Origin of the sequence: Sphingomonas sp. 2R-10, from assembly GCF_030062225.1 — a bacterium.
Taxonomy (GTDB): Bacteria; Pseudomonadota; Alphaproteobacteria; order Sphingomonadales; family Sphingomonadaceae; genus Sphingomonas.
Window position 1 is genome coordinate 33,718 of sequence record NZ_JASCXF010000031.1, and the last position, 23,121, is coordinate 56,838.

Here is a 23,121-nt window from a genome sequence, read left to right on the forward strand (position 1 = left end):
CTGCGCCCGCCCCATAGATGCTCCAGCCTCCGCTGGAGCGACGCAAGCGGATAGGCAGTCCCCCCAACCCGCTTGACGCCCCGCCCCGTCGCACGCATGGCTCGCTCCATGGCTCTCGACCCCGCCCCGGCCGCTTCCACGCCGACTCCGCCCGCGCCTGCCCCCAAGCCGAAGCGTTCGGAGGCGGCGGACCTGATGGTCTTCCTGCTCAAGCTGGCGATCGTGGTGTTCATCATCCGGTCGTTCCTGTTCTCGCCCTTCTCGATCCCGTCGGGGTCGATGCAGCCGCGGCTGCTGATCGGCGACTATCTGTTCATCACCAAATGGAACTATGGCTATTCGCGCTATTCGCTGCCGTGGGGCATCCCGCTGATCCCCGGTCGCATCCTGCCGCGCACGCCGGCCCGCGGCGACGTGGTGGTGTTCAAGGCGCCGCCGACCGCGAGGCAGGACTATATCAAGCGCGTGATCGGCATCCCCGGCGACACGGTGCAGATGCGCGGCGGCCAGCTGTTCCTGAACGGCAAGGCGATCACCAAGCAGCGGATGCCCGATTTCGTCGTCGCCGTTTCGCCCAACACGGATTGCGACTACGCGTTCCAGCGCATCGTCGCCGAAAAGCCGGTCTGCGCCTATCCGCAGTTCCGCGAGACGCTGCCCGGCGGCAAGAGCTACAACGTCCTCGACCTCGGCACGACCGAAGCCGACGATACCGGCGTGTTCACCGTCCCCGCCGGCCATGCGTTCCTGATGGGCGACAATCGCGACGACAGCGCCGACAGCCGCTTCCCGGCGCGCGAAGGCGGTGGCATCGGCATCGTGCCGCTGGAGAATATCGAGGGCAAAGCGGTCGTGAACTTCTTCTCGACCGACGGGTCTGCACAGTGGCTGCTGCCATGGACCTGGGTGTCGGCGGCGCGGTGGAACCGGATCGGGGAAGGCTTCTGAGCGACGCCCTGCCCCGCTGGGTCGAGCAGGCGCTGGCCCGCGCCCCGACCCGGATCGACGATTACGAACGCGCGCTGACGCATGGCAGCACCGCGCGCGCGACCTATGAGCGGCTCGAATTCCTCGGCGACCGCGTGCTCGGCCTGTCGGTCGCCGAATGGCTCTACGACCGGTTCCCGTCCGAAACCGAAGGCGCGCTGTCGAAACGCTTCAATGCGCTGGTGACGGGTGCGGTCTGTGCCGAGATCGCGCGCGGCATCGGCGTCGTGCCGCATCTCAGGCTCGGCAAGCAGGCGCGCGACGACGGCGCGGGCGACAGCGACAATGTGCTGGGCGACGTGATGGAGGCGCTGATCGGCGCCTATTATCGCGACCATGGCCACGACGCCGCGCGCGACCTCGTCCGCCGGCTATGGGGATCGCGGATCGACGCGCAGCTGGGCGTCCCGCGCCATCCCAAGTCCGCGCTGCAGGAATGGGCCGCCGCCCACAACCGCCGCCCGCCCGAATACGCCATCGTCGACAAGAGCGGCCCCGGCCACGCGCCACGCTTCACCGTGCGGGTGACCATCGGCAAGCTGGCCGCGGCGGAAGCGACCGGCACGTCGAAACAGGACGCCGAGACGGCGGCGGCAAAGGCGTTGCTGGCGCAGCTTGGCGGATAGCGGGGCAGCTCCGGAAGGCTTGCCCCACCACCGTCACCCCGGCGAAGGCTGGGGTCTCCCCGTGGAAGCCAGCGCACCCGCCCCACAAAGGCCCCGGCCTCCGCTGGGGTGACGTGTGCAGACAGGCGCGCCGCTGCCCAACCGTTACCGACAGCGGGATGACGTCAGGACGAACGGTTCCGCCCTATGTCATCCCCCTCAGGATCAGATTCGGCGATCCCTCGCGCGCCCTTCCCCGAAGCCGATCCGGTTCGCTCGCTTCGTTCCGCGTCGCCCCCTACCGCCCACCCAGCACCCGCAGCTCGATCCGCCACCACCCGATCGCCCACAGCGCGCCGAACAGCCACCCGGCCAGCACGTCGCTCGGCCAGTGTACGCCCAGATAGACCCGGCTCATCCCGATCGCGACGACCAGCAACGCCGCGGCAACGACCACGAACCCACGCGCTGCGCCCTGCCGCAGCATCGGCCACGCGAGCGTCGCCAGCGTCAGGTACACGATCGCCGAATTGGCGGCGTGGCCGCTGGGGAAGCTGTTCGACGTCTCGTCCATCAGATGCGGGACCAGGTCGGGGCGGGCGCGCGCCACGGCATGCTTGAACAGCACGTTGGTCCAGCTTCCCCCGGCACAGGCCAGCGCGACCAGCACCCCGGAGCGCCACCGCCCGACACTGGCCAGCAGCAGGCCGGCAAAGGCGACGACGATGGTCAGCACGGTGGTACTGCCCAGCGCGGTGACGTCGCGGACCATCGACGTGAACCGCGCCGACCCGATCGGCGCGCCATCGGTGCCACGCAGCGCCAGCAGCAACCGCCGGTCGAACGCGAAGGCATCGCCCTGCGCCACCCGTTCGGCAAGCACGAACAGCAGCGACAGGGTGGCCAGCGCCACGGCGATGCCGATGACGCTCCACGGCGTGTTGCGCGACGGGCGGGGTTCGGGGGCGAGCGGATCGATCATCCCGTCCGAACGCAGCAACGCGGCAAAGCGACGCGTTTCGTTCCCCGGGATGCGGAACGCGGCCAGTGACCGCGCCAGTTCGCTCGCACCATGGACCAGCGTCGCGCAGATCGCGGTCGCGTCGCCCGCGGCACCGCATCGTGTTCGCTAAAGCTGGCGATGTCGCACGCCTGCCGCCCGGACGGCTCTGCCGAAACGACCGCGATATCGTTGGCGTCGCGATCGTTCTTCGGGACCGCCGCGAACAGGCAAAGGGGAAAATGTGGTGAGCCCGTCGGGATTCGAACCCGAGACCTACAGATTAAAAGTCCGTTGCTCTACCAACTGAGCTACGGGCCCACGAAGCCCCGCCCCTAGTCACGCGGGCGGGCGCGGTCAACCAGTTGGTGCAGCTGGCGGATCGTCCGATTGCTGACCGGATCGCGCCATGCCGGAGCGATCCGGCACAGCGGGCGCAGCACGAAACCGCGGCCGCGAAACGCGACATGCGGTACGCACAGGCCGGGCCCGTGCCAGCTGCCGCCCGACCACAGGATGATGTCGAGGTCGAGTACGCGCGAACCCCAGCGGCGCCCCCGCCGTCGGCCGAACGCCCGCTCGATCGCCTTCAGCCGCACGAGCAGGTCGGGCGGCGACAGGTCGCTGTCGAGCAGCACGACGGTGTTCGCATAGCGTCGCAGCGATGGCCCCAGCGGCGCGCTCGCCACGATCGGCCCCACCGCATGTACGCCCGCCAGCGCCGCGATCGCCGCGCGTACCTCGGCGACCGGATCGCCATGCCGCCCGCGGCGGTTGGAGCCGATCGCGATCGCATAGGTTGAGCTCGTCATCGCCTGCGCCTATCGGCTGGCGATGGAAACTGCCACCCTCGAACCCGTCGCCCCTGCCCCCGCCGCCGAACCGTCGCGCGACTGCCCGCGCTGCCCGCGCCTCGTCACGTTGCGCGAGCAGCTGCGCGTCGAACATCCCGGCTGGTGGAACGCCCCCGTCGCTCCGCTCGCCGATGCCGATCCGTGGCTGGCGATCATCGACCTGGCACCGGGCCTGCAGGGCGCCAACCGCACCGGCCGCCCCTTCACCGGCGACCGGTCGGGGCCGCTGTTCTGGGACACGCTGATCGCTGCGGGCCTTGCCGAGGGCGGCTATACCGGCAAGCCGGACGACGCACCGGTTGCCAAGGGGATCGCGATCGTCAACGCGGTGCGATGCCTGCCGCCGGAGAACAAGCCGACGCCCGAGGAAGTCCGCACCTGCCGTCCGTTCCTCGACGCCGATCTGGCGACGATGCCGTCGCTGCGCGTCGTCGTCGCGCTCGGCGCGATCGCGCACCAGTCGGCGGTGAAGGTGCTGGGCGGACGCCTGCCCAAGGCGCGGTTCGCGCACTTGGCCGAACACGGCATGCCCGGCGGGCAGGTGCTGATCGATAGCTATCACTGTTCGCGCTACAACCAGAATACCGGGCGGTTGACGCCGGAGATGTTCGCAGCGGTATTCGCCCGCGCGATCGAACTTCGGGACGCCCGCTGATTCCCCTTTGTCCGGCGTGGCGCGCGCGATAGCGTGGGCGACAGGATTCAGGGGGAATATCGATGTACCGTCGCCACTTCGTCGCGCTGATGGCGCTTGCGCCGCTCGCGGGCAGCTTTCCGGCGCTGGCGCAGAGCGGACCGGCAGGCGAGTTCGCGCGGCTGTCGAAACGCTATCTCGACGGCATGGCGAAACTGCATCCCGGCTATGCCACCGCGCTGGGCAACCACGCCTTCGACGACCAGGTCGAGGACCTCTCGGCAACCGGCCGCGCGCGCGATGCCGAATTCCTGCGCGCGACCCTCACCGATCTGTCCGCGATCCCGCGCGCGTCGCTGTCACGCGACGACCAGGTCGATGCCGCGCTGCTCGACAACGAACTGCGCTACCAGCTGTGGACGCTGGAGGTGCTGCAACCCTTCGCATGGGACCCGCAGGGGGCGGCTGGCACGATTTCGGGCGGGCTCTATGCGCTGGCCGCCCGCGACTTCGCACCATGGCCGCAACGGCTGCGGTCGGCGACGAAGCGGATGGAGGCGGTGCCGGCGATGTTCGCGCAGATGCGCGACAGCATCGTGCCGGCACGCGTCCCCGCCATCTATGCGATCACGGTCGCCAGGCAGAATGGCGGCATCCTCCAGATCGTCGACACGATGCTGGCACCGCATAAGGGCAGTTTGTCGCGCGGCGACCGTGCGCGCTTCGACCGCGCGGTGGCGACGCTGCGCACCGCGACCGCCGAACAGCAGCGCTGGCTGGACACGGTGGTGGTGCCCGCAGCCAAAGGCGATTTCCGCCTGAGCCCCGAGTTGTACGATCAGAAGGTGAAGTTCGCGCTGCTGTCGCCGCTGTCGCGCACCGAGATCAAAGCGCGCGCGGCAAAGGCCGCGGTGGAAACCCGCGCGGAGATGTACCAGCTCGCCCGACTGGTGCTGCGCGGCCGGCCAAAGGCGCCACCAACCCCTGCCCGACCGAGCCCGGCACAGCAGCAGAAGGCGATCGAGGCGGCGCTGGAGATGAGCTATGCCCGCCGCCCGACCCGGTCGCAGGTGATGGCGAAGGCGCGCGCGACGCTGGAGAGCGCGACCGCCTTCGTCCGCGAAAGGCGGCTGGTGCGCGTGCCGACCACGCCGGTGCAGATCATCGAGATGCCCAAGTTCCAGCAGGGCGTCGCCGTCGCCTATTGCGACAGCCCCGGCCCGCTCGAAAAGCATCTAGGCACCTTTTACGCGGTATCGCCGATCCCGGCGGACTGGACCGAGGCGCAGACGACGTCGTTCCTGCGCGAGTATAATGATTACATGATCCACGACCTGTCGATCCACGAGGCGATGCCGGGCCATTACCTCCAGATCGCGCACAGCAACGAAAGCAAGTCGGTGTTGCGCGCGGTCCTGTCGTCGGGACCATTCGTCGAAGGCTGGGCGGTGTATGCCGAACGGCTGATGGCCGATGCCGATTATCTCGACGGCGATCCGCTGTTCAAGCTGACCGTGCTCAAGATGCGGATGCGCTCGATCACCAACACGCTGCTCGACATCGGCATCCATACCGAAGGGCTGACCGAAGCGCAGGCGATGAAGCTGATGATGGAAGGCGCGTTCCAGCAGGAGCGCGAGGCGGCGGGCAAATGGACCCGCGCCCGGCTGGGGTCGACGCAGTTGCTCAGCTATTTCGTCGGCTATAGCGAGCATATGGACATGCGCCGCGAGGCGGAGCGGCGCGGCGGGGCGAAGTTCGACCTGATGCGCTACAACGATGCCGCGATCTCGCACGGGTCGCCGCCGGTGCGGTTCGTGCGCGCGCTGATGTTCGGCGAGGCGATTGCGTAATGCAGGTCCTCCCCGGCACGGGGAGGGGGACCGCCGCGAAGCGGTGGTGGAGGGGGTTCGCCGCGAACGCAACGGCATCGTAGGTCGACACCCCCCTCCACCATGCTGCGCATGGTCCCCCTCCCCGTGCCGGGGAGGATTCTATCGCACCGCAAACGCCGCGCGGTACTCCGGCTTCACCGCGCGCAGCACCGCCGCGGTCACCGGCAGCGTGTGCTCATACGGACCCTCGGCATAGGAACCGACGACATACTGGTCGGCGATCACGCCGATCCGGTCGAAGCTGCGACCGTTCGACGAGCCGGGCAGCACCGTCACGTCCTTGATCGGCGGGCATTGGCCGAAGATCGTATCGCCCGCGTCCGCGCCCACGCGGCGGGTCCGCTCGGCACGCATCCAGCGGCACCATGGCGTCATCACCGCCGACTGGAACGCAGCGGCCGAGACGAACAACGACGTGGCAGCGATCCGCCGCGCCGCCCGCTTGTCCCATACCAGTCCGCCCGACGACCCGTTGCCATGCGCGCCGCCGGTATCGCTGTAGCTGGCCGAGGACAGGCTGAGGAAGCGCGGCGTATCGGCCACGACCTCCCATCCGGTCTGCATGTCGTACGCCCGGAACGGCGCGCCTGCCGCCTTCGCTTCCCGGCGTGCATCGGCCGCAGTCCGGGCGAGCCACGCATGTCGCTTCGCCTTTTCCGCCTCCAGCCATGCCTTCAGCCGCGGGATCCGGGCGGCCTGCACCGGATAGGTATATTCGAACGCATAGTCGGACGCCTTCTGCGCGACCGCCGGCGGCGCGATCGCCGCCAGCATCATCGCCGCGATGATCAACCTTTCTCCCATGCCCAGTTCCTCCGCATCCGAACGGGACCACCCGCCGACCCGGATCAATCGGCGAACAGCAGCACCGGCGTTTCGATCAGCCGCTTCAATGCCTGGACATAGCTGGCGGCGTCATGGCCGTCGACGACGCGGTGGTCGCAGCTGATCGACAGGTTCATCAGCTTGGCCTTCACGATCTCCTCGCCGCCGCCAGCCCGCGCGCGGAACACGGGGCGCTCGACGATGCGGTTCGGGCCGATGATGGCAACTTCGGGCCGGTTGATGACCGGCGTCGTCGCGACCCCGCCCAGCGGCCCGAGCGAGGTGATCGTGATCGTCCCGCCCGACAGTTCCTCCGACTTCGCCTTGCCGGTCCGCGCCGCCTCAGCCAGCCGTACGATTTCGGTCGCGAGCTGCCACGGATTGAGGTCCTGGGCGTCGCGGATCACCGGCACCATCAGCCCGGCATCGGTCTGCGCCGCCATGCCCAGATGGACGCTGCCGAAGCGGGTCACGACCCCGGCTTCGTCGTCGTACCGGGCGTTCAGCATTGGAAAGTTGGGCAGCGTGCGGCAGATCGCGACGATCAGCAGCGGCAACATCGTCAGCTTCGGCCGCTGCCCGCGTGCCGCATTGAGGTCGGCGCGCATCGCCTCCAGCGCGGTGACATCGATCTCCTCGACATAAGTGAAATGCGGGATGTGGCGCTTGGCCGCCGCCATGTTCTCGGCGATGCGGCGGCGCATGCCGATGACCTTTACGGTCTCGTCCGGGCGGGCGCGCGACGCGTTGGGCGCGCGATACCCCTGCGCGCTGCCGTAGCGGAGGTAGGCGTCGAGATCAGCATGGCGGATGTGGTGGCCGTCATGGTGTACGGCGGAGAGGTCGATGCCGAGGTCCTTGGCACGGGCGCGCACGGCGGGGGAGGCAAGAACCCGGTCCTCCCCGGAACGGGGAGTGGGACCGTCCGGCGCAGCCGGATGGTGGAGGGGGGCGGCCTCCTGCGAAACATCGGCGGGTGTTGCGTCCAGCGGCGCCCCCACTCCACCATGTTGCGCATGGTCCCCCTCCCCGTGCCGGGGAGGATCTTGCCGTTCCGTTACTGACGAAGTCGCGACTTCCTCTACCCCCGGATTCTCCGCCTCGACCCGCTCGGGCTCCGCCGGTTGCACGACCTCGGCTTCGGTTTCGATCACCACCAGCGTCGCACCGATCGCGACCTGGTCGCCCGGTTCACCGGCCAGTTCGACGACGGTGCCCGCGACCGGGCTTTCCATCTCGACCGTCGCCTTGTCGGTCATCATGTCGGCCAGCCGGCCGTCTTCCTCGACGCGGTCGCCCACGGCGACATGCCATGCGACGATCTCGGCCTCGGAAATGCCTTCGCCGATGTCGGGCAGGCGGAAAGAGAAACGTGCCATGGCGGTCAGTCCTGCATGATCTTCTTGAGTGCCTGTCCGATGCGGACCGGCCCCGGGAAATACGCCCATTCGAGGCTGTGCGGATACGGCGTGTCGAAGCCGGTCACGCGCTCGATCGGCGCTTCGAGATGGTGGAAGCAGCGTTCCTGCACCAGCGCCGACAGCTCGGCGCCGAAGCCGCCCGTCCGCGTCGCTTCGTGCACGATCATGCAGCGCCCGGTCTTCTTCACCGACGCCTCGATCGCGTCGATGTCGAGCGGAACCAGCGTGCGCAGGTCGAGGATTTCGGCATCGATCCCGGCCGCTTCGACCGTCGCCTGTGCGACATGGACCATTGTGCCGTAGGCCAGGATGGTCAGGTCGCCGCCCTCGCGCACGATCTTCGCCTTGCCCAGCTCGATGCGGTAATAATCCTCGGGCACTTCGCCGCCCGGATGCTTCGACCAGTTCTGCGCCGGCTTGTCCCAATTGCCGTCGAAAGGGCCGTTGTAGATGCGCTTGGGTTCGAAGAAGAGGACCGGGTCGTTATCCTCGATCGCCGCGATCAGCAGCCCCTTGGCATCATAGGGTGTCGACGGGATCACCGTCTTGATGCCGCTGACATGGGTGAAGATGCCCTCGGGCGACTGGCTGTGGGTCTGCCCACCGAAGATGCCGCCGCCGAAGGGCGAGCGCACCGTGATCGGCGCGGTGAAGTCGCCCGCCGAGCGATAGCGCAACCGGGCCGCCTCGCTGACCAACTGGTCGAGCGCGGGATAGATGTAATCGGCGAACTGGATTTCGGGCACCGGGCGCAGGCCATAGGCACCCATGCCGACCGCGACACCGATGATGCCGCATTCGGTGATCGGCGTGTCGAACACGCGGGTCTTGCCGTACTTGTTCTGCAGGCCGGCGGTGGCGCGGAACACGCCGCCGAAATAGCCGACATCCTCGCCCATCACGATGACATCGGGATCGCGATCCATCACGACGTCCATCGCGGAATTAATCGCCTGGATCATGTTCATCCGCGCCATGTCAAACCTCCTTGCGCGCCCAGGGGCGGCCGGAGGCTTCCTCCTCGGCCATCATCTGCGCCTGTTGCTCACGCAGGTGCCACGGCATCGCTTCGAACACGCCGTCGAACAACGTGTCGAGCGGCTGGTGCAGGCCGTGGCCGAGAATGCCGTTGGCCTCCGCCGCCTTCTGCGCCGCCCGGACTTCCTCGGCCACCTCGCGGTCCATCGCCGAATGGCGCTCGTCATCCCATTCGCCAAGCGCGACGAGATGCCCTTTCAGGCGCGCGACCGGATCGCCCAGCGGCCATGCGGTCGGCTCGCCGGCGGAGCGATATTGCGACGGATCGTCGGATGTCGAATGACCCTCGGCACGGTAGGTGAAGTGCTCGATCAGCGTCGGCCCCTGATTGGTGCGCGCCCGTTCCGCGGCCCATGCGGTGGCGGCATAGACCGCCAGCGCGTCGTTGCCGTCGACCCGCAGCCCGGCGATGCCATAGCCGATCGCCCGCGCGGCGAAGGTCGTCGCCTCCGCCCCCGCAAAACCCGAAAAGCTGCTGATCGCCCACTGGTTGTTAACGACGTTGAAGATCACCGGCGCGCGATAGACGGTGGCGAAGGTCAGCGCCGAGTGGAAGTCGCCCTCGGCCGTGCTCCCCTCGCCGCACCATGTCGCCGCGATCCGGGTATCGCCCTTCGATGCCGACGCCATCGCCCAGCCGACCGCCTGCGGATATTGGGTGGTCAGGTTGCCGGAGATCGAGAAGAAGCCGAAATCCTTCGACGAATACATGATCGGCAACTGCTTGCCCTGCAACTTGTCGCCGCGGTTCGAATAGATCTGGTTCATCATCTCGATCAGCGGATAGTCGCGCGTGATGAGGATGCCCTGCTGACGATAGCTGGGGAAGGTCATGTCGTCGCGATCGAGCGCCATCGTGCCCGCTACCGCGATCGCCTCCTCGCCGGTGCACTTCATGTAGAAGCTGGTCTTGCCCTGCCGCTGCGCGCGGAACATGCGCTCGTCGAACGCGCGGACCATCGCCATCTTGCGCAGCATCTGCCGCAGCGTGTCGGGGTCGAGCCGGGGGTTCCACGGACCGACCGCCTGCCCCTGATCGTCGAGCACGCGCACCAGCGTATAGGACAGGTCGTGAAAGCTGTCGGGCGCGGCGGCGGTGTCGGGCCGGGCCTGCGCGCCGGCGGGCGGCACGGCCACGTCGGCGAAATCCACCGCGTCGCCGGGACGGAATTTGGGTTCGGGCACGTGCAGCGCGAGGCGCGGCATATTCGTGCGGCTGTCGCCGGTCATGCACTCTCCATGTCGCTGCTCTGTCCCCTGCCGGGCGCGCAGACTCGTTACAAACGCTTGTTATATAATTTCAACGCGTTTGGCGAGGGGGTCGATGCACCGGCGCGGAACCGCGATGGATATTATCCGTATAACCTTGAAGTGTAACGGAGAAAAGAATGGCCGATCTCGCCGGATGGATTGCGCCGACCGCGACGATGATCGCCGCGATGATGACCGCCGCCAATCTCGGCGCGCGGATCACCGGATGGGGATTCGTGGTGTTCTGCATCGGGTCCGTCGCGTGGACGACGGTGGGGTTCAGCAGCGGGCAGACCAATCTGGTGCTGTCGAATGCTTTCCTGACGGTGGTGAACGTGGTCGGCATCTGGCGCTGGCTGGGGCGGCAGGCGAGCTACGACAAGGGCAGCAGCGCGGCCACGGACGCGAGCGCCCGGGCTGCGGTGCCGTCGCTCTATGCGGCGGGGGCCGTCGTCGGGGCGCGGGTGAGCGGCCCGGACGACGAAGCGGTCGGGACGGTGGTCGATGCGATGCTGTGCTGTCACGACAATGCCATCGCCTATGTCGTGGTCAGCACCGGCGGCGTCGGCGGCGTCGGCGAGACGCTGCATCAACTCGATCCGGCGGAATTGCGCTTCGGCAAGGACGGGGTGCGGACGGAATTGTCGTCCGACGACATTCGCCGGAGGCCCCTGGTGAAAGCGACCCATTGGCCGGAGGCGCCCTGACGGGCTACCCCGTGCCGGGGAGGATTCACCGAACCGGAAATCCGCGGCGCTTGAACAGCGCGGTCACGTCGGGGTCTCGGCCGCGGAAGGCGCGATAGGCTTCCTTGCGATCGGTTTCGTTGCCCGTCGCCAGCAGCGTCTTGCGGAAACGGTCCGCCGTCGCCTTGTCCCACACATTGCCGGTCGCTTCGAACGCCGCCCACGTATCGGCGTCCATCGTTTCCGACCACAGATAGGAATAATATCCCGCCGAATAGGCGTCCGACGCGAACAGGTGATTGAACTGCGGCAGGCGGTGCCGCATCACGATCTCCTTCGGCATACCGATCTTGTCCAGCGTATCGCGCTCGAACGTGGCGACGTCGGTTACCGGGGTTTCGCGATCGTGCAATTCCATGTCGACAATGGCCGAGGAGAGATACTCGACCGTGGCGAAGCCCTGGTTGAAGGTCGACGACTTCTCGATCTTGTCGACCAATGCCTGCGGCATCGGCTTACCCGTCTGATAATGCCTGGCAAACCGGTCGAGCACGTCGCGGGTCAGCAGCCAGTTCTCGTTCACCTGGCTTGGATATTCGACGAAGTCGCGCGGCGTTCCCGACAGGCCGGGATAGGTCACGTCCTGCAACAGCGAATGGATCGCGTGGCCGAATTCGTGGAACAGCGTCGTCGCATCGTCGAGGCTGATGAGCGTCGGCTGGCCGTCGGCACCCTTGACGAAGTTGTTGTTGTTCGACGCCAGTACGTTCGTCTCGCCGCCGAACTTCCGCTGCCCGCGATAGCGGGTCGCCCATGCCCCCGAGCGTTTGCCGCTGCGCGCAAAATTGTCGAGGTAGAAGATACCGACGTTCCGCCCCGTCCTCGTATCGGTCACGACGAACGTCCGCACATTCTTTTCGAACACCGGAATCTGCCCGGTGTTTTCGATGAATTTCAGGTCGTAGAGGCGGCCGGCGGCATAGAAGGCGGCCTGTACGATGTTGTCGAGCTGGAGATACGGCTTCACCTCGCTTTCATCGAGGTCGTACTTCGCCTTGCGCACCTTCTCCGCATAGAAGCGGTAATCCCATGGCGCGATGGTCAGGTTCGCGCCCTCGTTGCGGGCGAGTGCCTGCATGTCGGCCACTTCCTCGCGCACGCGCGCCACGGCGGCGGGCCAGACGCGCATCATCAGCGCTTTCGCATTTGCCGGCGTCTCCGCCATCGTATCGTCCATGCGCAGCCAGGCGTGGTTGCGGAATCCGAGTAGCTTCGCGCGCTCCTGCCGCAGCTTCAGGATCGCCGCGATCGTTCCCTTGGTATCGTTGGCATTGCCGTTGTCGCCGCGCATCGCGAACGCGCGCCACACCTTTTCGCGCAAACCCCGGTCGGTGGCATAGGTCAGCACCGGCGCGACCGACGACCGCGTGTTCACGATCGCCCATTTGCCGGGCAGGTTGCGCTCCTCGGCCGCCGCCTTCAGCGAGGCGACGAAGCTGTCGGGAAGACCGGCCAGTTGCTTCGCATCGTCGACAACGATCCACGTCTCCTCGTCCGCCAGCACCTTCGTGCTGAAATCGTTGTACGCGACCGAGAGCTGCTGGTTGAGGCCGGTCACCTGCGCGCGCTGCGCATCGGTGAGCAGGCTGCCGCGCCGAACGAAGCTGCGATAGGTCCGCTCGAGCAGACGCAGCTGCTGCGGGTTCAGGTGTTGCTTCGTACGCGTATCATAGGCCGCCTTCACCCGCGCGAAGAGCTTCAGATCGAGGAACAGCTCGTCGTTGAACGCCGAACGTATGGGCGACCAGACACGATCGAGCGCCTGCACCTCCTTCGTCGCGAGGTTGCTCGTATAGACGCCCCACATCGCCCCGACCCGGTCCATCATGTCGCCGGCCCGTTCCATCGGCTCGATGACGGTCTGGAACGTCGCCGGCCGCCGGTCGTCGCGGATCGCGTGGATCTCGCGGCGCATCTCGGCCATCGCCACCGGGAATGCCGCGGGGAACATCGCCGACGTCACCTTTTCCCATGGCGGAACCCCCTGATACGGCCCCGGCCATTTCGCCGTCAGCGGCGTTGCATCGACGCTGGTGGCGGTGGGAGCCGGTGTCTGCGGCAAGGCGGCAGTCGGTGGCAACGCGAGAGCAGTGGTGGCGAGCAATGCGCCGAGCCGTGCGATCATCAGCAAGTTCGTCCTGAATATCGAATATCGGCGAGACTAGGGATCGGGAGCCGCTTGGCAAGATCGGCGTTGATGCGGCAATGCAACCACAGGGGGCAACCATGCAGATCACTTCGCTGACCGAACTCGACCGCGTGCGCGACGAAGCGCGCAAGCTGGTGACCAAGCGGGCGCTGGTATCGGCGGGGGCGGCGGCGGTGCCCGTGCCCGGTGCCGACCTGATCGTCGACGCCAACATCCTGACGAAATTGCTGCCGGATATCAGCAGCCGTTTCGGCCTGAGCGAGAAGCAGGTGCTGGCGCTGGAGCCCGATCGTGCGAAGCAGGTGCTGCTGATCGCCGCCAACCTGGGCAACGGGGTGATCGGGCGATCGATCACGCGGCGGGTGGTGACGATGCTGATCCGCCGGGTCGGCGCCCGCTATGCCAGCAAGTCGCTGCTACGCTTCGTGCCGTTCGCCGGACAGATCGCTGCCGCCGGCATCAGCTTCGGAGCAATGAAGCTGGTCGGCAATTCGCATATCGACGATTGTTACGAGACGGTGCGGCGGACGCTGGCGTAGCGTCTGCCGTCGAGGTGCATCCCTTCGCTCTTCGCGGACGTCGCCCCGGCAGGCTGGGGCCTCTCGCGGCTGGATTTTGATACATCTGCATGAAAACGTCACCCCAGCGGAGGCCGGAGCCCAGTTGGGGGGCATTGGTAAGATACGGAAAAGCCTTTCCAACTGGACCCCGGCTTTCGCCGGGGTACGGCGAGGCGTTGGCTCTGTTCGAGACGTTCGCAGAGGTCTCGAGCAAGTCCGGGGTAATGAATGGGGCGGGCGTCGGGCTGCAGTAACGGTGGTCCGGCGCGGAAAGCCGAAGGCGATCGTCCCCTATTCCGCCGGCACCAGTTCCACCACGTCGAGCAGCGATTCGAACCGGGGGTAGGGCAGGACCAGCCGCCAGCGCCGTTCGCCGATCCGTTCCAGCACGCCGGCCATGTCGCGGTCGCGATCCTGGCCATACTGGAGCGCCGCGCGCTCGTCGCCGAGCAGCAGCGTGCCGAGGAAGACAGTGCGATCACCATCGGGGAACAGCAGCCCGACCGGCCGCTGCGATCCGGTTTCCTTGTAGAAGCTGCGGACACGGCCTTCGTCGCGGATGACGCAGTCGAACGCGGGATAGGCAGTGAAATCGCGCATCGCGCTGCCCGCGCCGCCCAGCTTGTAGACGCGGCAACGATAGCGCCCGGCTGGCAGCGCCCCGCCGGTCAGCGCGGCATCGGGCACGAACAACGCACCCTGCGCCGCGATCGCCCCCGGGTCCGCCGTCCGCGCGCGCGGCAATGCCGTCAGCCACGCATCGCGCCACCGCCGCAACCGGTCGCGGTCGGCCGGCGTCGCCACCCGTCGCCAGTCGTCGCCATCGGGCCGGGCGGGAGCGGCGGCGCCGGACGATGCCACCGCCCGCCCCCCGCAGCCGCCGGTCAGCAGTCCCAGCAGGACGCCGACGATGCAGGTGCCCCGGATCATGCCGCGATCACGCAGCGGTCCAGCCGCCGTCGATCGACAGGTTCGCACCCGTGATCCCCTTCGCCTCGTCACGGCACAGATAGAGCGCGAGGCTGGCGACCTGTTCGGCGGTGACGAATTCCTTGGTCGGCTGTGCCGCCAGCAGCACTTCGTTCATCACCTGTTCGCGCGTCAGCCCGCGCGACGCCATCGTGTCGGGAATCTGCTGTTCGACCAGCGGCGTCCAGACATAGCCTGGCGAAATGCAGTTGGCGGTAATGCCGCAGGTCGCGACTTCCAGCGCGACCGTCTTGGTCAGCCCGGCAAGGCCGTGCTTGGCGGTGACATAGGCCGACTTGTTCGGGCTGGCGACGAGGCTGTGCGCCGATGCGGTGTTGATGATCCGGCCCCAGCCGCCCTTCTTCATGTGTGGCACGGCGGCGCGGATCATGTGGAAGGCCGATGACAGGTTGATCGCAAGGATCGTGTCCCATTTATCGATCGGGAAATCCTCGATCTTCGCGACATGCTGGATACCGGCATTGTTGACGATGATGTCGACCGATCCGAACTCGGCCGCCGCCTTGTCGACCATCGCCGCGATCTGATCGGGCTTCGTCATGTCGGCGCCGTCGTAGCGTGCCTCCGCGCCGCTCGCCTCCGCCAGCGCGGCACGTTCCTTCTCGATCGCGTCCGCATCGCCAAAGCCGTTGATCACGACGGTCGCGCCTTCGGCGGCAAAGGCCTTCGCATAGGCCAGGCCGATGCCCGACGTGGAACCGGTGACGATCGCGGTCTTGCCCTTCAGGAACATCGCTTATCCTTGGCGTTTGGAAAGATGGGGGGTCAGGTCGAAGGCGGCGGTGCGCCCGTCGACGATATTCTGCGCGACGACCTGTGCATTGGCCATGGTGTCGGCGATGGCGGCGCGGCCGGCGGCCCAATGCTCCTGCATCGCACGCGCCGAGAATTCGTAATCACGCGCGCCGCCTTCCCAGCGATTGGCGCGGTAGATCAGGTGGACGAGGCTGAGCGGATGTTCGTCGGCCATCGCCTCCAGCGCCCGCACATCGGCGTCGTCGCGCAATTCGACAGGCAGCTTGGCGACCATCCGCCGGATCAGTTCACGCTCCTGCCGCAGGCGCAACCGGTCGGCGGTGACCTGCCGCGTGCGGCTGGAGAAACGGATTTCCTTTTCGCGCGCCACCACGTCGCCGATCGTGCGCGGCATTACCGATTCGGCGGAGAACAGGTCGACCTGGAACACCAGCATCGGATCGCGCTGATGGTCGAGGATGTGGGTCAGCGGCGTGTTGCTGACCAACCCGCCGTCCCAATACCAGCGGCCGTCGATCTCGACCGGCGGCAATCCCGGCGGCAGGGCGCCCGAAGCCATTACGTGGCGCGCGTCCAGCCGCTCGCGCGCGCTGTCGAAATAGACGAAATTGCCGCTCTCGATCTCGACCGCGCCGACCGACAGCCGCACCGGACCGTCATTGGCGAGGTCCCAGTCGACCAGATCGTCCAGCGTTTCGCGCAAGGGGGCGACGTCGTAATAGCTGAGCGCGGCGGGCGATCCCGGTGGCGCGAATTGCGGCGGCACCCCGCGCGGGCGGAAAAAGCCGGGAACGCCGGTCGCCAGCACGACGCCCGCCGACCATTCATGGACCCATTCGCGGACCCGGTCGTCGGGCAGGATCGGGAACCACGGCAGGACGCCCGCCGCCGTCTCCCAGAATTGCCGCAGCCGTTCGACGCGACGTTCCGGGGGGTTGCCGGCAACGATCGCGGCATTGATCGCGCCGATCGAGATGCCGGCGACCCAGTCGATTTCGATCTGGGATTCACCCAGCCGCTCGATCACGCCGGCCTGGTAGCTGCCAAGCGCCCCTCCCCCTTGCAGCACCAGCGCGACGCAGTCGGGAAGCGGCAGGCCGGTCTGGGATCGTCGGCGCAAACGGGGATCGGCTTCGGCCATCGGATACACTTTGCGCGCAATGGGATCAGGGTTCAACGCCGTTACAACCGATTTCGCGGCGCACGGTTGCAACATCGGGGCGGCTTCGCGCATTTCAGTACGCACCTTCAACGAACGGACCGCCGCCCATGCGCCTCGACGATCTCGATCCCGCCAGCAACGTAGAGGATCTGGGCCGTGGCGGCGGCGGTGGCGGCGGGTTGAACCTGCTCGGTTTCCTGCCGCTGCTGCTCGGGCGTGGTCTTGGTTGCGGAACGATCGGCATCCTCGCGATCGTCGTCGTCGCGTTCCTGATGTTTTCGGGCGGCGGTGGACTGCTGACGGGCGGACAGGCGCCGACCACGCAGCAGGGATCGCAAGGCGGGAACGTGCCGTGCGATACCGCCGAGGAACTGTTCGCGTGCCGCGTGCTGCAATCGACCAACCAGACCTGGACGGCGATCTTCCGCGAACAGGGGCAGCGGTATCAGTTGCCGACGCTCAAATTCTACCAGCAGGGCGCGCAGTCCGGTTGTGGCGCCGCGCAGTCGGCGATGGGGCCGTTCTACTGCCCGCCCGACCGCGGCGTGTACCTCGACACCGGCTTCTTCCGCGAATTGTCGCAGCGTTTCGGTGCGGCGGGCGATTTCGCGCAGGCCTATGTCATCGCGCACGAGGTCGGCCATCACATCCAGAACCTGACCGGTCAGGCCGAGGCGGTCAGCCGCGCGCAGCAGACCCTGCCCAAGGCGGAAGGCAATGCGCAGTCGGTGCGGCTGGAGTTGCAGGCGGATTGTTATGCCGGCGTCTGGGCGGCGCGCAATCGCGACCGGTTGGAACCCGGCGATATCGAGGAAGGATTGCGCGCCGCAGAGGCGATCGGCGACGATACCCTGCAAGGCAGCAGCGCCTCGCCCGAAAGCTTTACCCACGGCACGTCGGCGCAGCGCATGAAGTGGTTGCAGCGCGGATTGCAGACCGGCGACCCGGCGCAGTGCGATACCTTTTCGGGAGCGATCTGATGAGCGTCGCGTTCCGGCGGGAGGATGACGACGAGCACAAGGAACCGCGCTTCGAACTGCCGCTGCCGCCCGGCCCCAATCTCGTCACCCGCCGCGGGCTGGCGGCGATGGCCGAACAGGTCGCGCGGCTGGAGGGCGAGCTGGCGGCGGAGGGCGATGCCGAGCGGATCACGGCGATCCGCCGCGACCTGCGTTATTGGCGGACGCGCCATTCGACCGCGGAGATCGCTGCGACCCCGACCGACGAGGTCGGCTTCGGATCGCGCGTTACCTATGCGTTGAACGGACAGCGCAGGACGATCGAGCTGGTCGGCAGCGACGAGGCCGATCCGGCGGCGGGGCGTATCCCCTTCACCGCGCCGCTCGCGCTGGCGATGACCGGGCTGATGGCGGGCGAAACCGCCGATTTCGGCGGGCGGAGCGACGCGATCGAGGTGATCGAGACCGGCCCGATCGAGCCATGATCCGCGTCCTCGTCGATGCCGATGCCTGTCCGGTGAAGGACGAGGTGTACCGCGTCGCCGAACGGCATGGCGCGACAGTGTCGGTGGTCAGCAACAGCCACTTCCGGGTACCGGTGCTGCCGTGGGTCGAGCGGGTGGTCGTGTCCGACGGCTTCGACGCAGCGGACGACTGGATTGCGGAAGCGGCGGACAGGGACAGCGTGGTGGTCACCGCCGATATCCTGCTGGCCGATCGCTGCCTGAAAATGGGTGCAGTCGTGATCGCGCCCAACGGAAAGCCGTTCACCGGCGCGTCGATCGGCGGAGCGATCGCGATGCGGGCGATCATGGCGGATCTGCGCGCGGGCGGCGACCAGTTGGGCGGACCGCCGCCGTTCGGCAAGACCGATCGCTCACGCTTCCTGCAATCGCTCGATGCCGCGCTGGTGCGGCTGGCCCGCAACCGGTAGGAGAACCGCCATGGCCGAAAAATTCGAACGTCACCGCCAGCCGTGGCGCCCCGACGAAATCCAGAAGCTGCACCAGCTGGCGGGCAAGGGCATGGCGCTCAAGGCACTCGCCAAGGCGCTGACCCGCAGCGAAGAATCGATCAAGGACCGCGCCAAGGAAGACGGGCTGAAGATCGCGAAGCTGCGCTGAGGGAAAATCCTCCCCGTGCCGGGGAGGATTTTGGCGTTACAGCTTGACCAGCATCTTGCCCTTGTTCCTGCCGCTGAACAGGCCGAGGAATGCGTCGGGCATGTTGTCCAGCCCTTCGACGACCGTCTCCTCACGCTGGAAATTGCCGCTGGCTACGATCTCGCCCATCCCCTGCTGGAACTCGCCGATGCGGCCAAGATAGTCGCTGACGATGAAGCCCTGCACACGGATGCGCGCGGCGATCACGCGCATCAGGTAGCGCAGGCTGATCGGCTGCGACGCGTTATAGCCATCGATCATGCCGCAGATCGCGAAACGCGCGCCCTGCTTCGCGTGCGCCAGCGCGGCGTCGAGATGGTCGCCGCCGACATTGTCGAAATACACGTCGATCCCGTCCGGAGCCGCCGCGCCCAACGCCTTCACCAGCGGCACGTCGCCCTTGTAATCGATAACTTTGTCGGCGCCGAGCGAGCGGACCCACTCCACCTTTTCTGCGCCGCCGGCCGATCCGATGACGGTCATGCCCTTCGCCTTGGCGATCTGGACCACGACCGATCCGACCGCACCGGCGGCCGCCGACACGAACACCGTTTCGCCCGGCCTGGCTTCGGCCACGGTCAGCAGCCCGAACCACGCGGTCATGCCGGTCAGGCCCAGCGCCCCGAGGAACGCCTGATCGGGCAGGTCGAGGTCGGGGAGCTTCTGCACCCCCCTGGCCGGAACCACCGCCTCGTCGCGCCAGCCCGCCATGTGCTGGACGCGGGTTCCCACCGGCAGGTCGTCGGCACGGCTTTCGATCACTTCACCGACCGCGCCACCGTCCATCGGCGCATCGAGCGCGAAGGGCGGGACGTAGCTCTTCACGTCGTTCATTCGCCCGCGCATATAAGGGTCGACCGACAGCCAGCGATTGGCGATCCGCACTTCGCCTTCAGCCAGATCGCGCTGCGGCAGGTCGCGCAACGCAAAATCCTCCGCCACCGGCATTCCGTTGGGCCGCCGGATCAGATGCCATGCCTTCGCCATTATCGATGCTCCATATCGGTTTCAGACAGCAACCTAGTGCCTCGCACCCCAAAAGCAAAGGGGCCCGGTTTCCCGAGCCCCTCCGCCTGTCGCCACCGCGAACCCTTCAGTAGGCGCCGGGGAAGCTGCGATTGAAATTGGTATCGCTCTGGTCGCTCGTCGACCCGGTCACGCCGGTGCCGGCGGTCGTCGAGGTGCCCGCGTTCAGCGCCTGCCCCGTCGTCGTGCCGGTCGTGCCCGACGTACCGTAGCGGTTGGCTTCCTGCGTCCGGTCGTCGTTCGACGCGCCGCCGCCGAAGCGGTCGCTGCCATAGCGCTGCTGCGACGTATCGCGGAACATCGCCTGCTGCTGTTCCTCGTCGCGCCATGCCTGCTTGGCTTCCGACGCAGTCTTGCGCAGTTTCACCTTGTCATCGACCGACGATACCCAGCGCGAGGGGATCGAATGGTGATGGCCGCCAGCATCGGCATCGTTCTTGGTCAGGATGATGCGGTCGCCGCGCACCTTGTCGACGGTGCCGACATGCGCGTCGTCCGATCCGACCACTTCCATATGCTCCGCAACGCGGGTCAGGCTGTCGCGCTGCGTCTGGCGTTCGGTGCGGAACGCAGCGAAATCGTTCTGGAACTTCGTCGCATTTTCCTGACGATATTCGTCATAGTCGCGGTCGAACGCGCTGACCTGCGTGTCGCGCCACGACCGGTAGGCATGGTCGCCGTGGCGGTCGTCATATCGCGCCATCTGCTCGTCATAGCGCTGGTCGCGTTCGCGGCGGCGTTCCGCCTCTTCGTCGCCGAACCACGAGCGGACTTCGTCGCCCGCGCGCGCGAGGAAGCCGCGATCGGCGTTGTCGTACTCGAGGTCCTGCCGCTGACGATCGCCGCGGAACCGGTCGTTTCCGCCGAAGCGGTCGTTGCCGCGATCGCGATCGTTCCTGAAGCCACGGTCGTTGCCATAGCCGCGGTTCGCGCCGTAGCTGTGATCGCCCTGCTCGGTGAAGCGATGGCCGTCGCTGGCATAGCTGCCGCGATAGCGATCGCTCTGTGCGCCGTACGAACGACCGCCACGGTCGCCATAGTCGAAGTCGCGGCTGCCAAAGCCCTGCCCGCGGTCGGCATCGTAGCGTTGGCCGCGGTCGCTGCCGTAGCTCGATCCGGACGTCGAACGGCCGCCATAATAGTCGCGGCTGCCGCGATCATCGCGATCACTGCCCTGCCACGACGAACTGCCATAGCCCTGTGCGCCATAGCCGCCACGCCCGCGATCCTCCGCATCCCGCCAGCGTCCGTCGTCGCTCCGGTTGTTCCGCGACCAGTCGTCGTCGCGCGAATAGCGATCGTTGCCCATGAAAATCTCCTGCAGATGGTTCATGTTCTTGTTTTCGCGGCGCAGCAGCAGTGCTGCCGTGTCGTATCCAGACAAACGCCGACTCGTCGGTTGGTTCCCGTGGTGCAGGGCAGGCGCGACGAAGGGCCGCGCCGTAGCGATCGGTCGCCGCAGCGGGATTTTCGGCGAATTACGAGGAGACCCGTTGCATCCGCTTTTCGGGGCCGCTAAGGGGACGGCCCCGGCCATGCCGGGAACGGGGCGGGGCTGTAGCTCAGATGGGAGAGCGCTGCAATCGCACTGCAGAGGTCAGGGGTTCGATTCCCCTCAGCTCCACCACCCCCGCCTTTCCTTCCAGCATCGAAACCGTGCCGCTTGATCGGGCGTGTCCGCTGAAAGGAAAATAATACCCTACTAAAGCAATGGGATTATTCCCCCCGTCTCCCGCTCCGCTACAACCGGGGTTGATGTCGCCCGATGGCGACCAACCGGGAGACAAGGGTTTGAGGATTTCCTTCGCACCGCTGGCGGCCATCGCGCTGTTCGGCCTGACCGCCTGTTCGGGGAACAGCGCGACCGACAACGCCGCGGCCGAAAATGCCGTGATCGAAACCAACCTGACCACGCTCGACGAGCCGCTGGCGAACGACACGACGTTCGGCAACGACAGCGCGTTCGGCAACGACGTCGCCCTGTCCGGCGACAATGCGTTGCTCGATGCCCCGGCGACGAACGCGGTCGATCCGGTCGCCAACGCTTTTTGAGTTTCGCCGCGCCCCCGGCGCGGCCTCCGCGACGCTAGGTAGCTCCCTAAGCGTAACCTCGGCCGGGCGGCAGCAACCGCCCGGCCCTTTTTGTTCGAGCCATGCCATGTCCGAGCCCGACGAGGATCGTCACCGCGCGATCGATCATGCCACCCGTGCCCTCGCCACCGCGCGAATGGCGTGGCGGCAGGCACAGCCCAGCCGCCGCCACCCGGCCGACTTTCCGCGCCGCGCCCCGATCGCGCGTGCCGTCGAGCTGCTGGCGGATGCCCTGTTTCCGGGACGGATCGGCGGCTTTACCGGCGATGCCGCGGGCGAGGACCGGTTCGTCGCGGCACTGTTGACCGATGCGCTGGCGCTGCTCGACGCGGCGATCGCCGCCGAATTCGCCTATTGGCGGAACGCCGCCGGGGTCGAGGCCGCGAACGATCGCCCGGCGGAGATCGTCCGGCTGTTCGCCGGCACCTTGTCACGGGTGCGGGCGCTGCTCGATACCGATGTCGCGGCGATCTTTCGCGGCGATCCGGCGGCACGCAGCGTCGACGAAATCCTCATCTGCTACCCCGGCGCCACCGCGATCCTACACCATCGGCTGGCGCACGAACTCGACGCGCTCGGCGCGCCGATCGTCGCACGCATCATCTCGGAAATCGCGAACGAGCGGACCGGGATCGACATCCATCCGGGCGCGACGATCGGGCCGGGCTTCTTCATCGACCATGGCACCGGCGTCGTCATCGGCGAGACCGCGGTGATCGGCGCGCGGGTGCGGCTGTACCAGCATGTCACGCTGGGCGCGCGGACCCCGCATCGATCGCAGCCGCGAACCGAAAGTGGTCCGTCGGCCGAACGTATCGCGCGGCACCCGATCGTCGGCGACGATGTGGTGATCTATGCCGGGGCGACGATCCTCGGCCGGGTAACGATCGGCGACCGGGCGGTGATCGGCGGCAATGTCTGGCTGTTGCAGGACGTCGCGGCGGGGAGCGTCATCATGCAGCCCGAGGCGGTAGCGGTCGGGTGAGCGCCCGGGGGGGGGGGGGGGGGG

Annotated in this window: 24 protein-coding genes and 2 tRNA genes; 13 read left to right on the plus strand and 13 right to left on the minus strand. The window is 67.3% G+C overall.

Annotation, left to right across the window (positions count from 1 at the left end; translation table 11 throughout):
• The first annotated feature begins 108 nt into the window (after positions 1-108).
• A complete protein-coding gene (lepB, locus tag QLH51_RS14510) occupies positions 109-948 on the plus strand; it encodes a signal peptidase I (protein ID WP_125658169.1) in 840 nt (279 codons plus the stop codon).
• Positions 897-1,613: a ribonuclease III gene (gene rnc / locus QLH51_RS14515; protein ID WP_125658166.1), complete on the plus strand. Its 717-nt coding sequence runs from the start codon at positions 897-899 to the stop codon at positions 1,611-1,613. The genes lepB and rnc overlap by 52 nt, the downstream gene beginning before the upstream one ends.
• Positions 1,614-1,890: 277 nt before the next feature.
• On the opposite strand, the gene QLH51_RS14520 is transcribed toward rnc, so the two are convergent.
• From QLH51_RS14520 to folK, 3 genes are all read right to left on the minus strand, one after another.
• Positions 1,891-2,574 (minus strand): phosphatase PAP2 family protein, encoded by a 684-nt coding sequence (locus QLH51_RS14520; RefSeq protein WP_125658163.1) that lies wholly within the window; start codon positions 2,572-2,574, stop codon positions 1,891-1,893.
• A 263-nt stretch (positions 2,575-2,837) separates the two neighbouring features.
• A tRNA-Lys gene (locus tag QLH51_RS14525) sits at positions 2,838-2,913 on the minus strand.
• A 14-nt stretch (positions 2,914-2,927) separates the two neighbouring features.
• Positions 2,928-3,404 carry a 2-amino-4-hydroxy-6-hydroxymethyldihydropteridine diphosphokinase gene (gene folK / locus QLH51_RS14530; RefSeq protein ID WP_125658160.1) on the minus strand — a complete coding sequence of 159 codons (477 nt, stop codon included), beginning with the start codon at positions 3,402-3,404 and terminating at the stop codon, positions 2,928-2,930.
• A gap of 22 nt (positions 3,405-3,426) precedes the next feature.
• On the opposite strand from folK, the gene QLH51_RS14535 reads away from it, so the two are divergent.
• The gene (locus QLH51_RS14535; protein ID WP_125658157.1) at positions 3,427-4,101 is read left to right on the plus strand and encodes a uracil-DNA glycosylase; all 675 of its coding nucleotides are present in this window, start codon (positions 3,427-3,429) and stop codon (positions 4,099-4,101) included.
• 62 nt (positions 4,102-4,163) lie between these two features.
• Positions 4,164-5,933 carry a DUF885 domain-containing protein gene (locus QLH51_RS14540; protein WP_125658154.1) on the plus strand — a complete coding sequence of 590 codons (1,770 nt, stop codon included), beginning with the start codon at positions 4,164-4,166 and terminating at the stop codon, positions 5,931-5,933.
• 141 nt (positions 5,934-6,074) lie between these two features.
• On the opposite strand, the gene QLH51_RS14545 is transcribed toward QLH51_RS14540, so the two are convergent.
• From QLH51_RS14545 to QLH51_RS14560, 4 genes are read right to left on the minus strand one after another with little or no spacing between them, the layout of a single operon-like run.
• Positions 6,075-6,779 carry a DUF4163 domain-containing protein gene (locus tag QLH51_RS14545; RefSeq protein WP_125658151.1) on the minus strand — a complete coding sequence of 235 codons (705 nt, stop codon included), beginning with the start codon at positions 6,777-6,779 and terminating at the stop codon, positions 6,075-6,077.
• Between the two features lie 44 nt (positions 6,780-6,823).
• A complete protein-coding gene (locus tag QLH51_RS14550; protein WP_125658148.1) occupies positions 6,824-8,179 on the minus strand; it encodes a dihydrolipoamide acetyltransferase family protein in 1,356 nt (451 codons plus the stop codon).
• Positions 8,180-8,184: 5 nt separating this feature from the next.
• Complete coding sequence (locus QLH51_RS14555) at positions 8,185-9,189, minus strand: alpha-ketoacid dehydrogenase subunit beta (protein WP_125658361.1); 1,005 nt, start codon at positions 9,187-9,189, stop codon at positions 8,185-8,187.
• A gap of 10 nt (positions 9,190-9,199) precedes the next feature.
• On the minus strand, positions 9,200-10,489 hold the full coding sequence (locus QLH51_RS14560; protein WP_125658145.1) for a 3-methyl-2-oxobutanoate dehydrogenase (2-methylpropanoyl-transferring) subunit alpha: 1,290 nt from the start codon (positions 10,487-10,489) through the stop codon (positions 9,200-9,202).
• 158 nt (positions 10,490-10,647) lie between these two features.
• Between QLH51_RS14560 and QLH51_RS14565 the strand changes: the two genes are divergently transcribed.
• On the plus strand, positions 10,648-11,217 hold the full coding sequence (locus tag QLH51_RS14565) for a PRC-barrel domain containing protein (protein ID WP_125658142.1): 570 nt from the start codon (positions 10,648-10,650) through the stop codon (positions 11,215-11,217).
• Positions 11,218-11,242: 25 nt separating this feature from the next.
• On the opposite strand, the gene QLH51_RS14570 is transcribed toward QLH51_RS14565, so the two are convergent.
• Positions 11,243-13,381 carry a M3 family metallopeptidase gene (locus QLH51_RS14570; protein WP_125658139.1) on the minus strand — a complete coding sequence of 713 codons (2,139 nt, stop codon included), beginning with the start codon at positions 13,379-13,381 and terminating at the stop codon, positions 11,243-11,245.
• Between the two features lie 101 nt (positions 13,382-13,482).
• Between QLH51_RS14570 and QLH51_RS14575 the strand changes: the two genes are divergently transcribed.
• Positions 13,483-13,944 (plus strand): hypothetical protein, encoded by a 462-nt coding sequence (locus QLH51_RS14575; RefSeq protein WP_125658136.1) that lies wholly within the window; start codon positions 13,483-13,485, stop codon positions 13,942-13,944.
• 312 nt (positions 13,945-14,256) lie between these two features.
• Here QLH51_RS14575 and QLH51_RS14580 read toward each other — a convergent pair whose 3' ends face one another.
• From QLH51_RS14580 to QLH51_RS14590, 3 genes are read right to left on the minus strand one after another with little or no spacing between them, the layout of a single operon-like run.
• The gene (locus QLH51_RS14580; protein WP_125658133.1) at positions 14,257-14,895 is read right to left on the minus strand and encodes a DUF4893 domain-containing protein; all 639 of its coding nucleotides are present in this window, start codon (positions 14,893-14,895) and stop codon (positions 14,257-14,259) included.
• A gap of 7 nt (positions 14,896-14,902) precedes the next feature.
• Positions 14,903-15,688, minus strand: coding sequence for a 3-hydroxybutyrate dehydrogenase (locus QLH51_RS14585; protein ID WP_125658130.1), 786 nt, complete (start codon positions 15,686-15,688; stop codon positions 14,903-14,905).
• Positions 15,689-15,691: 3 nt separating this feature from the next.
• On the minus strand, positions 15,692-16,852 hold the full coding sequence (locus tag QLH51_RS14590; RefSeq protein ID WP_125658128.1) for a patatin-like phospholipase family protein: 1,161 nt from the start codon (positions 16,850-16,852) through the stop codon (positions 15,692-15,694).
• A 128-nt stretch (positions 16,853-16,980) separates the two neighbouring features.
• On the opposite strand from QLH51_RS14590, the gene ypfJ reads away from it, so the two are divergent.
• The 4 genes from ypfJ to QLH51_RS14610 are packed head-to-tail and all read left to right on the plus strand — an operon-like array spanning position 16,981 to position 18,956.
• Positions 16,981-17,853, plus strand: coding sequence for a KPN_02809 family neutral zinc metallopeptidase (gene ypfJ / locus QLH51_RS14595; RefSeq protein WP_125658126.1), 873 nt, complete (start codon positions 16,981-16,983; stop codon positions 17,851-17,853).
• Positions 17,853-18,317 (plus strand): GreA/GreB family elongation factor, encoded by a 465-nt coding sequence (locus QLH51_RS14600; protein WP_125658123.1) that lies wholly within the window; start codon positions 17,853-17,855, stop codon positions 18,315-18,317. Before ypfJ ends, QLH51_RS14600 begins: the two co-directional genes overlap by 1 nt.
• Positions 18,317-18,766, plus strand: coding sequence for a YaiI/YqxD family protein (locus tag QLH51_RS14605; protein WP_125658358.1), 450 nt, complete (start codon positions 18,317-18,319; stop codon positions 18,764-18,766). Before QLH51_RS14600 ends, QLH51_RS14605 begins: the two co-directional genes overlap by 1 nt.
• A gap of 10 nt (positions 18,767-18,776) precedes the next feature.
• A complete protein-coding gene (locus tag QLH51_RS14610) occupies positions 18,777-18,956 on the plus strand; it encodes a hypothetical protein (protein ID WP_055763497.1) in 180 nt (59 codons plus the stop codon).
• Positions 18,957-18,992: 36 nt separating this feature from the next.
• Here QLH51_RS14610 and QLH51_RS14615 read toward each other — a convergent pair whose 3' ends face one another.
• Together QLH51_RS14615 and QLH51_RS14620 are read right to left on the minus strand one after the other, a co-directional pair.
• The gene (locus QLH51_RS14615) at positions 18,993-19,982 is read right to left on the minus strand and encodes an NADP-dependent oxidoreductase (protein WP_125658120.1); all 990 of its coding nucleotides are present in this window, start codon (positions 19,980-19,982) and stop codon (positions 18,993-18,995) included.
• A 106-nt stretch (positions 19,983-20,088) separates the two neighbouring features.
• Positions 20,089-21,354, minus strand: a complete 1,266-nt coding sequence (locus tag QLH51_RS14620) for a DUF2171 domain-containing protein (RefSeq protein WP_206429042.1) — start codon at positions 21,352-21,354, stop codon at positions 20,089-20,091.
• Positions 21,355-21,572: 218 nt separating this feature from the next.
• Between QLH51_RS14620 and QLH51_RS14625 the strand changes: the two genes are divergently transcribed.
• The 3 genes from QLH51_RS14625 to epsC all read left to right on the plus strand — a co-directional run bounded on the left by QLH51_RS14625 (position 21,573) and on the right by epsC (position 23,097).
• A tRNA-Ala gene (locus QLH51_RS14625) sits at positions 21,573-21,648 on the plus strand.
• A gap of 164 nt (positions 21,649-21,812) precedes the next feature.
• Positions 21,813-22,073 carry a hypothetical protein gene (locus QLH51_RS14630; RefSeq protein ID WP_125658117.1) on the plus strand — a complete coding sequence of 87 codons (261 nt, stop codon included), beginning with the start codon at positions 21,813-21,815 and terminating at the stop codon, positions 22,071-22,073.
• A gap of 106 nt (positions 22,074-22,179) precedes the next feature.
• The gene (epsC, locus tag QLH51_RS14635; RefSeq protein ID WP_125658114.1) at positions 22,180-23,097 is read left to right on the plus strand and encodes a serine O-acetyltransferase EpsC; all 918 of its coding nucleotides are present in this window, start codon (positions 22,180-22,182) and stop codon (positions 23,095-23,097) included.
• The last annotated feature ends 24 nt before the right edge of the window (positions 23,098-23,121 follow it).